This is a genomic window from Klebsiella sp. CN_Kp100 (assembly GCF_040065315.1).
GTDB lineage: Bacteria > Pseudomonadota > Gammaproteobacteria > Enterobacterales > Enterobacteriaceae > Klebsiella > Klebsiella oxytoca.
Map to the genome: position 1 here is coordinate 43,264 of NZ_JBEAIJ010000034.1, position 12,950 is coordinate 56,213.

Annotated in this window: 11 protein-coding genes; 4 read left to right on the forward strand and 7 right to left on the reverse strand. The window is 56.2% G+C overall.

What is annotated here, in order from left to right:
* Nucleotides 1-33: 33 nt before the first annotated feature.
* On the reverse strand, nt 34-1,230 hold the full coding sequence (locus ABLV12_RS12310) for an NAD(P)/FAD-dependent oxidoreductase (protein WP_017145283.1): 1,197 nt from the start codon (nt 1,228-1,230) through the stop codon (nt 34-36).
* 229 nt (nt 1,231-1,459) lie between these two features.
* Between ABLV12_RS12310 and pitA the strand changes: the two genes are divergently transcribed.
* On the forward strand, nt 1,460-2,956 hold the full coding sequence (gene pitA / locus ABLV12_RS12315; RefSeq protein ID WP_004106648.1) for an inorganic phosphate transporter PitA: 1,497 nt from the start codon (nt 1,460-1,462) through the stop codon (nt 2,954-2,956).
* 67 nt (nt 2,957-3,023) lie between these two features.
* Here the strand turns inward: pitA and uspB are convergent, their stop codons facing one another.
* A complete protein-coding gene (gene uspB / locus ABLV12_RS12320; protein ID WP_004106649.1) occupies nt 3,024-3,359 on the reverse strand; it encodes a universal stress protein UspB in 336 nt (111 codons plus the stop codon).
* 380 nt (nt 3,360-3,739) lie between these two features.
* On the opposite strand from uspB, the gene uspA reads away from it, so the two are divergent.
* The gene (gene uspA, locus ABLV12_RS12325; RefSeq protein ID WP_004106650.1) at nt 3,740-4,177 is read left to right on the forward strand and encodes a universal stress protein UspA; all 438 of its coding nucleotides are present in this window, start codon (nt 3,740-3,742) and stop codon (nt 4,175-4,177) included.
* 261 nt (nt 4,178-4,438) lie between these two features.
* Nucleotides 4,439-5,905 (forward strand): dipeptide/tripeptide permease DtpB, encoded by a 1,467-nt coding sequence (gene dtpB / locus ABLV12_RS12330; RefSeq protein ID WP_064397800.1) that lies wholly within the window; start codon nt 4,439-4,441, stop codon nt 5,903-5,905.
* A 138-nt stretch (nt 5,906-6,043) separates the two neighbouring features.
* Here dtpB and rsmJ read toward each other — a convergent pair whose 3' ends face one another.
* From rsmJ to gntX, 5 genes are all read right to left on the reverse strand, one after another.
* Nucleotides 6,044-6,808, reverse strand: coding sequence for a 16S rRNA (guanine(1516)-N(2))-methyltransferase RsmJ (rsmJ, locus tag ABLV12_RS12335; RefSeq protein WP_004116171.1), 765 nt, complete (start codon nt 6,806-6,808; stop codon nt 6,044-6,046).
* 7 nt (nt 6,809-6,815) lie between these two features.
* On the reverse strand, nt 6,816-8,858 hold the full coding sequence (gene prlC / locus ABLV12_RS12340; RefSeq protein WP_004106656.1) for an oligopeptidase A: 2,043 nt from the start codon (nt 8,856-8,858) through the stop codon (nt 6,816-6,818).
* 210 nt (nt 8,859-9,068) lie between these two features.
* Entirely contained in the window at nt 9,069-10,385 is a 1,317-nt protein-coding gene (gene gntT, locus ABLV12_RS12345; RefSeq protein ID WP_004106658.1) for a gluconate transporter, read from the reverse strand.
* 330 nt (nt 10,386-10,715) lie between these two features.
* Nucleotides 10,716-11,291, reverse strand: coding sequence for a Fe-S biogenesis protein NfuA (gene nfuA / locus ABLV12_RS12350; protein WP_004106660.1), 576 nt, complete (start codon nt 11,289-11,291; stop codon nt 10,716-10,718).
* A gap of 58 nt (nt 11,292-11,349) precedes the next feature.
* Nucleotides 11,350-12,024 (reverse strand): DNA utilization protein GntX, encoded by a 675-nt coding sequence (gene gntX, locus ABLV12_RS12355; RefSeq protein ID WP_023321737.1) that lies wholly within the window; start codon nt 12,022-12,024, stop codon nt 11,350-11,352.
* 37 nt (nt 12,025-12,061) lie between these two features.
* Between gntX and bioH the strand changes: the two genes are divergently transcribed.
* The gene (gene bioH, locus ABLV12_RS12360) at nt 12,062-12,844 is read left to right on the forward strand and encodes a pimeloyl-ACP methyl ester esterase BioH (RefSeq protein WP_004116175.1); all 783 of its coding nucleotides are present in this window, start codon (nt 12,062-12,064) and stop codon (nt 12,842-12,844) included.
* Nucleotides 12,845-12,950 lie beyond the last annotated feature (106 nt).

Consider the following 12,950-nt stretch of genomic DNA (forward strand, 5'->3'; position numbering starts at 1 on the left):
TCGAAGCCTGCTCCGCTGATACAGAGCAGGCGGTTATTTCTGTTCCGCTAAAGCCTGCGCGCATGCCCAGGCTGACGCCCATGCCCACTGGAAGTTATAACCTCCCAGCCAGCCGGTAACGTCCATCACTTCGCCGATAAAGTAGAGCCCGGGCACCTTACGGGCCTCCATGGTGCGCGAAGAGAGTTCGTTAGTATCTACGCCGCCGAGGGTCACTTCCGCCGTACGATAGCCTTCGGTGCCATTCGGCTGGACGCGCCATGCGGTCAGCGTCTCAACCAGCGCCTGCTGCTCGCGGACGTTAAGCTGTTTCAGGGTGACATCCGGGAGTTGGCCCAGCTGCTGCAGGCACTCAACCAACCGTTTCGGCAGCTGCATCGCAAGCGTGTTTTTCAGGCTCTGATTAGGATGCGCCGCGCGCTGTTCGTTGAGGAAGTCATCAAGATGGCAATCCGGCAGCAGATTGATGCTGACGAATTCTCCCGGCTGCCAGTAGCTGGAAATTTGCAGTACCGCCGGCCCGGACAGCCCGCGGTGGGTAAAGAGCAGATTTTCCCGGAATACGGTCCCGTTTTCCGCCGTGATGGTTGACGGCACCGAGACGCCGGAAAGCACCTGCAGCTGCTCAAGCAGCGGCTTATGCAAGGTAAACGGCACCAGGCCCGCGCGGGTCGGCAGTACCTTCAGGCCAAACTGCTCGGCAAGCTTATAGCCGAACGGCGAAGCGCCCAGACCGGGCATGGATAACCCGCCGGAGGCCACCACCAGCCTGTTCGCCGCCATCGTCTCGCCGTTAAGCTGCAGCATGTAGCCCTCATCATCCCTCTCAACGCTGATAATTTCGCTACGCAGGCGAATTTGTACGCCGCCCTTTTCACACTCCGCCAGCAGCATGTTGACGATTTGCTCGGCGGAATCATCGCAGAAAAGCTGGCCCAGGGTTTTCTCATGCCAGGCAATACCGTGTTTGCTAACCAGATCGATAAAGTCCCACTGGGTGTAGCGCGCCAGCGCGGATTTGCAAAAATGCGGGTTTTGGCTGAGATATGCCGCGGGTTCGATATACATGTTAGTAAAGTTGCAGCGTCCGCCGCCTGACATCAGGATCTTGCGCCCGGGCTTTTTGCCATTATCGAGCAGCAGCACCCGGCAGCCTGCCTGCCCTGCCTGCGCCGCACAAAACATTCCCGCCGCTCCGGCGCCGATTACGATGGCATCAAACCTTTCCACACAACATTCCTCATATCCCGATTGTCGGGAATTGTAAATTTTTCACTCTGGTCGCACCAGCATGAAAAAAACAGATTTACGTACCTCATTGAAAGATATAGGAATACTCCCAACAAGGTAAAACTTAAACAGGAAGAAAATCAAAAAAAGTCTATATTTCACTTTGCCCGCGCCGCTAAAGTCACTGATAATGCGCCGCGTTCATGTCCTCAAAATGGCGTAACGTCCTATGCTACATTTATTTGCCGGTCTGGATTTACATACCGGGCTACTGTTATTGCTTGCTCTGGCTTTCGTGCTTTTTTACGAAGCGATCAATGGTTTTCATGATACCGCAAACGCTGTTGCAACTGTGATCTACACACGCGCAATGCGGTCGCAGCTTGCTGTGGCGATGGCGGCTCTTTTTAACTTCTTCGGCGTTCTGTTGGGCGGTCTCAGCGTAGCCTATGCCATCGTGCATATGTTGCCGACCGACCTGTTGCTTAACATGGGTTCAGCACATGGCCTCGCCATGGTCTTTTCCATGCTGCTGGCGGCAATTATCTGGAACCTCGGCACCTGGTACTTCGGCCTTCCGGCCTCCAGCTCGCACACCCTGATCGGCGCGATTATCGGTATTGGTTTAACCAATGCGCTGATGACCGGTACGTCGGTGGTGGACGCGCTGAACATCCCGAAAGTCATGGGTATTTTTGGCTCGCTTATCATCTCGCCAATCGTTGGCCTGGTCGTGGCGGGCGGCCTGATTTTCATCCTGCGTCGTTACTGGAGCGGAACCAAAAAACGCGCCCGTATCCACCTGACCCCAGCCGAGCGTGAAAAGAAAGACGGCAAGAAAAAGCCGCCGTTCTGGACGCGTATTGCGCTGATTCTCTCCGCCATTGGCGTTGCGTTCTCCCACGGCGCGAACGATGGTCAGAAAGGCATTGGCCTGGTCATGCTGGTTCTGATCGGCGTAGCTCCGGCTGGCTTCGTGGTCAATATGAACGCTTCCGGCTACGAAATCACCCGTACCCGCGATGCGGTCAACAACGTGGAAACCTTCTTCCAGCAGCGTCCTGAGCTGTTGAAGAAAGCGACCGGCGCTGAGCAGCTCATCCCGTCTCCGGACGCGGGGGCAGCCGCAAATGGCGAATTCCACTGCCACCCGGCAAACACCATCAACGCGCTTGACCGCGTGAAGACGATGCTGACCGGAACCGAAAGCTACGACACGCTCTCCGTTGAGCAACGCAGCCATCTGCGCCGCATTATGCTCTGCATCTCCGATACCACCGATAAAGTGGCGAAGCTGCCGGAAGTCAGTGCCGACGATAAGCGTCTGCTTAAAAAGCTGAAAACCGATATGCTGAGCACCATCGAATACGCGCCCATCTGGATTATTATGGCGGTTGCGCTGGCGCTGGGTATCGGCACCATGATCGGCTGGCGTCGCGTGGCGACCACCATCGGCGAGAAAATCGGTAAGAAAGGGATGACCTACGCACAGGGTATGTCAGCTCAGATGACCGCAGCCGTATCGATTGGTCTGGCGAGCTATACCGGTATGCCGGTTTCCACCACCCACGTGCTCTCCTCCTCGGTTGCGGGGACAATGCTCGTCGATGGCGGAGGTCTGCAGAAGAAGACTGTCACCAGTATTCTGATGGCATGGGTACTCACCCTGCCCGCGGCGATTCTGCTCTCCGGCGCGCTATACTGGCTCTCGCTGCAGATTATCTAAGCCGTCTCGGTAATAAGACAGATAAACGGGTCAGGAAACTGGCCCGTTTTTTTTACCCGCAGTGTCACTAGTGCCAGATAGCCAGGGCAATCATGCTCACCATCACCAGGCCGCAGAGGGCGCTGGTAAGGATAAACTGCCGACGAACCCGCTCGCAGCGGCGGATGAACTCATCGTCGTGATGATCGCGGTAGCGCTGAGCGTAGATATACCACACCAGGCGCATCTGTTTGCTGGGCTGTCCATGCGACGTAAAAAAACCGCCGCCGTCGACATATTGATAGAGCAAAGGGTCACAACCACGTAGCACAACAAGCAATGCACGCAGCGACGAGAAGTAGCGTGCCATATTCACTACACATACGATACACAGGGCCCAAAACAGCGCAACAGTGCTGATCATACCTCCTCCCCGGCGACCCGTCCTCGGAGGCTCCCTCCGGGACTACCGCTCCCCAATATCAAACCGACTGTACTGTGAAAGAGTGCGATTCCGATCACGTTTATTTATCCGACCGGCTCATTAAATAGTGTAGGAGATCAGTTAATTTTTTTACCACAACGTTAATCATTATCAATGCATAAGTCGGATATATTTGTTTAACTATTTGCTGAACAAGGTAGATTGACGGATCGCGAGGGGCGCTATAAGGTAGAAATATCTTCTACAATTAGGTCCTTAAGGACTAGCCCCCGCGAATGTAGCACGCAGGACGCGGGCGAAGCGGCAGCGCTGGCTGTCAGGTCCAACGGTCATCGACAACTTATGGAAGGAGTAACACTATGGCTTACAAACATATTCTTATTGCAGTAGACCTGTCCCCGGAAAGCAAAGTACTGGTAGAAAAAGCCGTTTCTATGGCCCGTCCCTACAATGCAAAAGTTTCCCTGATCCACGTGGATGTGAATTACTCCGATCTCTACACCGGCCTTATTGACGTCAATCTGGGCGACATGCAGAAACGCATCTCTGAAGAAACTCACCACGCGTTAAGCGAGCTGTCGACGAACGCGGGCTACCCGATCACTGAGACCCTCAGCGGCAGCGGCGATCTCGGCCAGGTGCTGGTTGATGCGATTAAAAAATATGATATGGACCTGGTGGTTTGTGGTCACCATCAGGACTTCTGGAGCAAGCTGATGTCCTCCGCGCGTCAGCTTATCAACACCGTTCACGTTGATATGCTGATTGTCCCACTGCGCGACGAAGAAGAGGAATAACAGCACGTTATTTCATTTCGCTGATGACCAACGCCCGCCCATGCGGGCGTTTTTATTTCTTACTCCCCGCCGAAAAGAAAGAATATAAATCCATAAAATCCGCAAATTGCCAGATTGATCAACCAACAAAATCGCCATTTATCCATATAATCATTCGCCAAAGCGTATAAACATCATATCATTGCGCAAAATTAAGGTTTTTAAGCGCGTTTTGGCATACGCGTGCATACTTTTTCGGACAGGACTAAAAGGCGAAGCAATATGAACTCCACCGCACCCACAGGCTTGCTGCAGCAACCTCGCCCATTCTTCATGATCTTCTTTGTGGAACTATGGGAACGATTTGGCTATTACGGCGTTCAGGGCATTCTGGCCGTTTTCTTTGTTAAACAGCTCGGCTTCTCGCAGGAACAGGCGTTTATAACCTTTGGCGCGTTTGCGGCGCTGGTATATGGCCTGATCTCCATCGGCGGCTATGTCGGCGATCATCTGCTCGGCACCAAACGTACGCTGGTGCTGGGCGCGATTGTCCTCGCCGCGGGCTACTTTATGACCGGCCTGTCGCTGCTCAAACCCAATCTCATTTTTATCGCGCTGGGAACCATTGCGGTGGGAAACGGGCTATTTAAAGCCAACCCGGCGAGCCTGCTCTCCAAGTGCTATCCGCCAAAAGATGCCCGCCTCGACGGCGCCTTCACGCTGTTCTATATGTCGATTAACATCGGTTCGCTGCTGTCGCTGTCGCTGGCGCCGGTGATTGCCGATAAATTCGGCTACGCGGTGACCTACAACCTGTGCGGCGCCGGCCTGATTGTCGCCCTGCTGGTTTACTTCGTCTGTCGGGGTATGGTGAAAGATATCGGCTCTGAGCCGGACCACAAGCCGTTGAGTCTGCGCAATTTACTGTACGTGCTGGCAGGAACGGTGGTGATGATTTTTGTCTGCGCCTGGCTGATGCATAATGTAAAAATCGCCAATCTGGTGCTAATTATCCTCTCAGTGGTGGTGACGATTTTCTTCTTCCGCGAAGCCTTCAGGCTGGATAAAACCGGGCGCAATAAAATGTTCGTCGCCTTTATCCTGATGCTGGAAGCGGTGCTGTTTTATATTCTGTACGCGCAGATGCCGACCTCACTCAACTTCTTTGCCATCAACAACGTCCACCATGAAATACTCGGTTTCGCGATTAACCCAGTGAGCTTTCAGGCGCTAAATCCGTTCTGGGTGGTGGTGGCCAGCCCGATCCTCGCCGCGATCTACACACGTTTGGGCAATAAAGGCAAAGACCTGAGCATGCCGATGAAGTTCACCCTCGGCATGTTCCTGTGCGCGCTGGGCTTTTTAACTGCCGCAGCGGCGGGAATGTGGTTTGCCGATGCCCAGGGATTGACCTCGCCGTGGTTTATCGTGCTGGTCTATCTGTTTCAGAGTCTGGGAGAACTGCTGATTAGCGCCCTGGGGCTGGCGATGGTTGCCGCGCTGGTGCCGCAGCATCTGATGGGCTTTATTCTGGGGATGTGGTTCCTTACGCAGGCCGCCGCGTTTCTGCTGGGCGGCTACGTCGCAACCTTCACCGCCGTACCGGACAACATTACCGACCCGCTACAAACGCTGCCGATATACACCAACGTATTCAGTAAAATTGGCCTGGTGACCCTGGGCGTCACGGTGGTCATGGCGATCATGGTGCCGTGGTTGAACAGGATGATTAATACAAAGAGCGCGTAAAAACGGTGCGGTCGACGAGGTTTCCCGGATTGCGGCTAACGCCTTATCCGGGCTACAGAACCCCCAGATCGCAAGAACCTGTAGCCCGGGCAAGGCGCATCGCGCCGCCCCCGGGGAAATAGCCCTGATGCAGCTTGTTTACCCCTGCGGCTCAACCGCCGTTCCGGCATAGATATCAAAGCGATGGCCTTTGGTCACCACCGCGTTAGGGGTCGCAACATTCGCCAGCGGCGGCGCGTAGTCCGGGCGCTTAACCACCACCCGCCTGGTCGCCAGCTGACGCGCCGGCGCCAGCAGACCGTCGGCGTCTAAATCCGGCCCCACCAGCGACTGAAATACCCGCATCTCTTTCTTCACCAGCGCGCTTTTTTGCTTATGCGGAAACATCGGGTCGAGATAGACCACCTGCGGACGCGGGGTAATATCGGTCAGCGCCGTCAGGCTGGAGGCGTGAATCAGCTGCAGGCGCTCCTGCAACCACGAGCCGATTTCAGCGTCGGCGTAGCCACGCGCCAGGCCATCGTCGAGCAGCGCGGCAACCACCGGATTACGCTCCAGCATCCGTACGCGACAGCCGACTGACGCCAGCACAAAGGCATCCCGCCCCAGACCGGCGGTCGCATCGACGACATCCGGCAGATAGTCGCCTTTGATTCCCACCGCTTTCGCCACCGCCTCGCCGCGGCCGCCGCCGAACCTACGCCGGTGAGCCATCGCCCCGCCGACAAAATCCACGAAAATGCCGCCGAGCTTCGGTTCATCGCGCTTACGCAGCTCAAGATGTTCCGGCGTCATCACCAGCGCCATCGGGTTGTCATCGTCCTGCTCCAGCCCCCAGCGGTCGACAAGAACAGATAAGGCGCCGTCTCCGGCGCCCGTTTCATCAATTAAACAAATTTTCACAACAGGATTAACTCTTAATACCGTAATGCTCAAGCATCGCGTCCAACTGCGGCTCGCGACCGCGGAAGCGTTTGAACAGGACCATTGGCTCTTCCGAACCGCCGCGGCTAAGAATGTTGTCGAGGAACGACTGGCCGGTTTCGCGATTGAAGATCCCCTCCTCTTCGAAGCGCGAGAAAGCATCCGCCGCCAGCACATCGGCCCACAGGTAGCTGTAGTAGCCCGCCGCGTATCCACCGGCAAAAATGTGGCTAAAGGCATGCGGGAAGCGGCCCCAGGACGGCCCGGGAATCAACGCGACCTGCTGCTTGATTTCCGCCAGCGTTTCGAGGATTTTCGCCCCCTGCTGCGGGCTAAATTCCGCATGCAGGCGGAAGTCGAACAGGCCGAACTCCAGCTGACGCAGAATAAACATCGCCGCCTGATAGTTCTTCGCGGCCAGCATTTTCTCCAGCAGCTCCTGCGGCAGCGGCTCGCCGGTTTCGTAGTGGCCGGAGATAAACGCCAGCGCTTCCGGCTCCCAGCACCAGTTTTCCATAAACTGGCTCGGCAGTTCGACTGCATCCCACGGTACCCCGCTGATACCGGAAACGCCGGCGGTATCGATGCGGGTCAGCATATGGTGCAGACCGTGGCCAAACTCGTGGAACAGCGTGATCACTTCATCGTGGGTAAACAGCGCCGGTTTGCCGCTGACGGGACGGTTAAAGTTACAGGTCAGATAGGCAACCGGCTTTTGTAGCGTGCCGTCAAGCTTGCGCATCTGGCCAACGCAATCATCCATCCACGCCCCGCCGCGTTTATGTTCGCGGGCGTAAAGGTCGAGGTAGAAGCTGCCGCGCAGCTCGTTATTTTCGTCGTACAGTTCAAAGAAGCGCACTTCCGGATGCCAGACGTCGACGTCAGTACGCTCTTTCGCAGTAATGCCGTAAATACGCTTAACGACTTCAAACAGGCCGTTAACCGCTTTGTTTTCCGGAAAGTACGGGCGCAGCTGTTCATCGCTGATGCTGTAAAGATGTTGCTTCTGTTTTTCGCTGTAGTAAGCGATATCCCACGGCTGCAGTTCATCCACGCCGAATTCGGCTTTGGCGAAGGCGCGCAGCTGAGCCAGTTCTTTCTCACCCTGCGGACGGGCGCGTTTAGCCAGGTCGCTCAGAAAGTCGAGCACCTGCTGCGGATTCTCCGCCATTTTGGTCGCCAGCGACTTATCGGCATAGCTGTCGAAGCCCAACAGCTGAGCCAGCTCGTGGCGCAGGGCGAGGATTTCCGCCATTACCGGGCTGTTATCCCACTTACCGGCATTCGGCCCCTGGTCAGAAGCGCGGGTGGAATAGGCGCGATACAGCTCTTCACGCAGCGCCTGGTTATCGCAGTAGGTCATTACCGGCAGATAGCTCGGGATATCCAGGGTCAACAGATACCCTTCCTGCTCTTTGGCTTCAGCCTGAGCTTTCGCCGCAGCAAGTGCGCTTTCCGGCATCCCGGAGAGCTCGGATTCATCGGCGATCAGCTTCGTCCAGCCCATGGTGGCATCGAGGACATTGTTACTGTACTGATTGCCCAGTTCAGACAGGCGTGCGGCGATTTCGCCGTAGCGTTTCTGCTGCTCTTTGGCCAGGCCAATACCGGAGAGTTCAAAATCACGTAGCGCGTTATCCACCGCTTTTTTCTGCGCGGTATTCAGGGTGGCGTAATGGTCGCCGTCGCGCAGGTCGCGGTACGCTTTGTACAGACCTTCATGTTGCCCAACCCAGGTGCTGTATTCGGAGAGCAGCGGCAGAGTTTGTTCGTAGGCTTCACGCAGCTCAGGGCTGTTTTTAACCGAGTTCAGGTGGCTGACCGGGGAAAAAATACGCCCCAGCACGTCGTCCACTTCCGCCAGCGGCTGGCAAAGGTTTTCCCAGGTATACGGCGCCCCTTGCGCCACCGCGCGTTCGACCGCCGCCCGGCAATCATCCAGCGCTTTGGTGACCGCGGGGACCACGTGCTCGGGTTTGATTGCAGAAAAGGGCGGGAGCGAAAAAGGCGTCAGTAATGGATTGGTCATATGCGCAGTCCTGTTGAATTGGGTGAATGAAGCGCGCGTCCGGCGCTATAGCATGAGATCTAGAATGGGGGATAGTTTGCTGAATTTCAATGTCAGGCGCCGCGCGCAGGCGGGTATTACTGCGATAAGTCTGGCCGTGGTAGCCATTGCGCATAAAAAAAGCCGGGTTCGCATCGCGGCGACCCGGCTCGTTTCAGACTGACGACCAGCTTATACCACCATCCCCAACAGCAGGCAGCCAATCAAACCGCACACTGAGATGATGGTTTCCAGCATCGACCATGACTTGATAGTCTCGCCAATGGTCAGGTTGAAATATTCCTTAAACAGCCAGAATCCCGGATCGTTAACGTGAGAGAAGATAACGCTACCGGAGCCAACGGCGATAACCATCAGTTCCGGGCTCACGCCGGTGGTGGCGATCAGCGGCGCGGCGATACCGCCCGCGGTAATGGCCGCAACGGTGGCGGAACCCAGCGCGATACGCAGTACCGCAGCAATAGACCAGGCCATAAACAGCGGAGACATATTGGATTCGTGCATGATAGACGCAATGTACTTATCCATGCCGCTATCGACCAGCACCTGCTTGAAAGCGCCGCCGCCGCCGATGATCAGCAGCATCATGGCGATAATTTTGATCGAGGAGGTCAGCGTATCGTTAATCTGCTCCATGGAACGACCGCGGTTGAGGCCGAAAGTGAACATGGCGATCAGCACGGCGATCAGCGTTGCCATCACCGGGTCGCCAAAGAATTCCGCAATCGGCAGGAAAGCGTGGCCTTTCGGCAGCACCATTTCGGCGACGGCGCGCATGGCCATCAGAATCACCGGCACCAGAGAAGTCCAGACGCTGACGCCAAAACCCGGCATCTCTTCTTCAGTGAACGTCTTCGGGTTGTGCAGGCCTTCCGGAATCGGCTTATCGATGCCTTTCAGGAAACGTGCGTAAACCGGTCCCGCAAGAATAACCGTCGGAATCGCCAGAATCGTACCGAACAGCAGGGTCTTACCCATGTCGGCATGGAAAATAGTAGCAATCGCGGTCGGGCCCGGATGCGGAGGCAGGAATCCGTGCGTGACCGAGAGCGCAGCCGCCATCGGTACGCCGATATAGAGCAGCGGAATACCGGCGGAAGCAGCGATGGTAAAGACCAGCGGCAGCATCAGTACAAAGCCGACTTCATAGAACAGCGCAAAGCCGACGGTAAAGCCGGTCAGCACGACCGCCCATTGAATATGTTTTTTACCAAATTTGGCAATCAGCGTGGTGGCGATACGCTGCGCACCGCCGCAGTCCGCCAGCATTTTTCCGAGCATCGCGCCGAAGCCCATGATCAGCGCGAGGCTGCCGAGGGTTCCCCCAACGCCGTTTTTGATGGATACGATAACTTTATCCAGCGGCATACCCTGCATGAGCCCGACGGCAAGCGCCACCAGAACCAGAGCGATAAACCCGTTAAGCTTGAAACGGATCATCAGCAACAATAACAGGGCAACCCCGATAGCAACGATGACTAATGGCATGATTTACCTGGCCTTAATTTGTTATGGGTAACGTCATAGTTTCAACATTGACTTCATCCGTCCCGACCGGAACAAAAAATGTCTGACGCCGTAGAAGCTGGCTTTATCCTTACCCAGAGAAAGGATAGCTGGCTATTTTTTTATCTGTGGCGCCTGATGCGAATGATACGGGTAACATGACGAGTTTGAGAATCACCTGGGCGGTGAAAATTTCAAATATGAGACTTAAGTCATACTCTTTCCCGGGTTTCTGGCGGGTCGCTTAGCGGGGAATGTTGCGCGGTAACATGAAGAGAGTTGCCCGGCAGCGGAAAGCTGCCGGGCGGGGAATCAGTAGTAAGAGTGCTCGCCGCGCTGATGCTCGGTGAGATCGCGTACGCCTTTCAGTTCCGGGAACTCGTTCAACATCTGTTTCTCGATCCCTTCTTTCAGCGTTACGTCGACCATCGAACAGCCGTTACAGCCGCCGCCAAACTGCAGAATCGCCAGGCCATCATCGGTGATTTCCATCAGCGTGACGCGCCCGCCGTGGCCGGCCAGCTGCGGGTTAATCTGCGACTGCAGCAGATACTCGACGCGCTCCATCAGCGGGGCATCGTCAGAAACTTTGCGCATTTTGGCGTTAGGCGCTTTCAGCGTCAGCTGGGAGCCCAGCTGGTCAGTAACAAAATCGATTTCAGCGTCTTCCAGGTACGGCGCGCTAAGCTCATCGACGTAGGCGGTGAGCTGCTCAAATTTCAGTGCAGTATCGGAATCTTCCACCGCATCCGGTGGGCAGTAGGACACGCCGCACTCGGCGTTAGGGGTGCCGGGATTGATCACAAATACGCGAATTTGTGTCCCTTCTTCCTGATTTGCCAGCAGTTTGGCAAAGTGCGCTTGTGCAGCATCGGAAATACGGATCATAGCGTTGGCCTAATAGTTGACTATTTTACTGGGTTATTATACGCCCATCAGCAGGGGTCTACAAGGTACGGCATATACACCATACCTGAACCGTCGCGGCGCCGTTTCGCAAAAGCAGGCGGGATATCTCAGCGACGGTGCTTCCGGTTGTGACGACATCATCCACAATGGCGATATGGTGCCCCTGTAGCGACAATTCAAGCTGGAAGGCGTTTTTCAGGTTCTGTTTGCGCAATCTGGCGCTGAGCTGATGCTGAGTGGCGGTGCGGCGTCTGCGGGTCAGCGCATCGCTACGCCAGGCGCAGCCCAGCCAGCGGGATAGCGGTCGGCACAGCAGGTCGCTCTGATTAAACCCTCTCCTCCACTGGCGGCGCTGCCAGAGCGGCACGCTAATTATCCGGTCCGGATGAGGAAGATCCGGGCTGTGACGTATGCGCAGCAGCAGCAGACGCGCCAGAGCGGGCGCCAGCTCGGGCCGCTTATTGAATTTCAGCTGGTGAATCAGGCCGCTCAGCGGCGGTCGATAGTCATTGACCGTCACCAGCCGCTGCCACGGCGGCGGTTTTTGCAGGCAGCGTCCGCAAGGCAGCGTGTTTGACTGGGCCGGCAGTCCGCACTGAGGGCATAGCGGTTCGCAGGCCAGCAGCGCCGATGCGCATCGCGAACAGATCCCCCAGCGGGCGATGGCCAGCGGCATTTGGCATAGCCAGCATAAGCTGTGTGCTGTTAGCATATTTCCCCTCATATTGGTGGAAAGAGAACAGTAACTGATGAACGCGATCGAGTGGCAGACCATGGGCGAAGGAAATTGTCATCTTGTGCTGCTGCACGGATGGGGGCTGAATGCCCAGGTGTGGGATTGCATCACGCCGCAGCTGCGCTCGCATTTTACGCTGCACCTCGTCGATCTTCCTGGCTACGGCCGCAGCGGCGGCTTTGGCGCTCTGTCGCTGGAAGAGATGGCGCAGCGGGTGCTGGAGAAAGCGCCGGAGCGCGCTATCTGGCTAGGCTGGAGCCTCGGCGGGCTGGTAGCAAGTCAGGTAGCATTATCCCATCCCGATCGCGTGCAGGCGCTGGTTACCGTGGCTTCTTCCCCCTGTTTTAGCGCTCACGACAGCTGGCCTGGCATCAAGCCCGAAGTGCTGAGCGGATTCCAGCAGCAGCTGAGCGAAGATTTTCAACGCACCGTCGAACGCTTTCTGGCGCTGCAAACCATGGGTACCGAGAGCGCACGCCAGGATGCGAGAATGCTGAAAAGCGCGGTGCTGTCGCTACCGATGCCATCATCGGAAGTCTTAAACGGCGGGCTGGAGATCCTCAAAACCGCCGACTTACGCCAGCCGTTATCTACCCTCAATATGCCGTTTTTGCGCCTGTACGGTCGGCTGGATGGCCTGGTGCCGCGTAAAATCGTCCCGATTCTCGACGCCATGTGGCCCGGCAGCACGTCGTTCGTCTTTGATAAAGCCGCCCATGCGCCGTTCATTTCGCATCCGCAGGCGTTTTGCGCTCAACTGGTCGAACTGAAGCGTGAGGTCAGTAAATATTTTTAGCGGGACGTGGTAAAAACGCAGGGTGCAGCAATACTTAGGTTGTTGCGGAGGTTGACTATTTCACGCCGGACCCGCGACCTAAAAAAACAACCTAATGGAGAGTAGA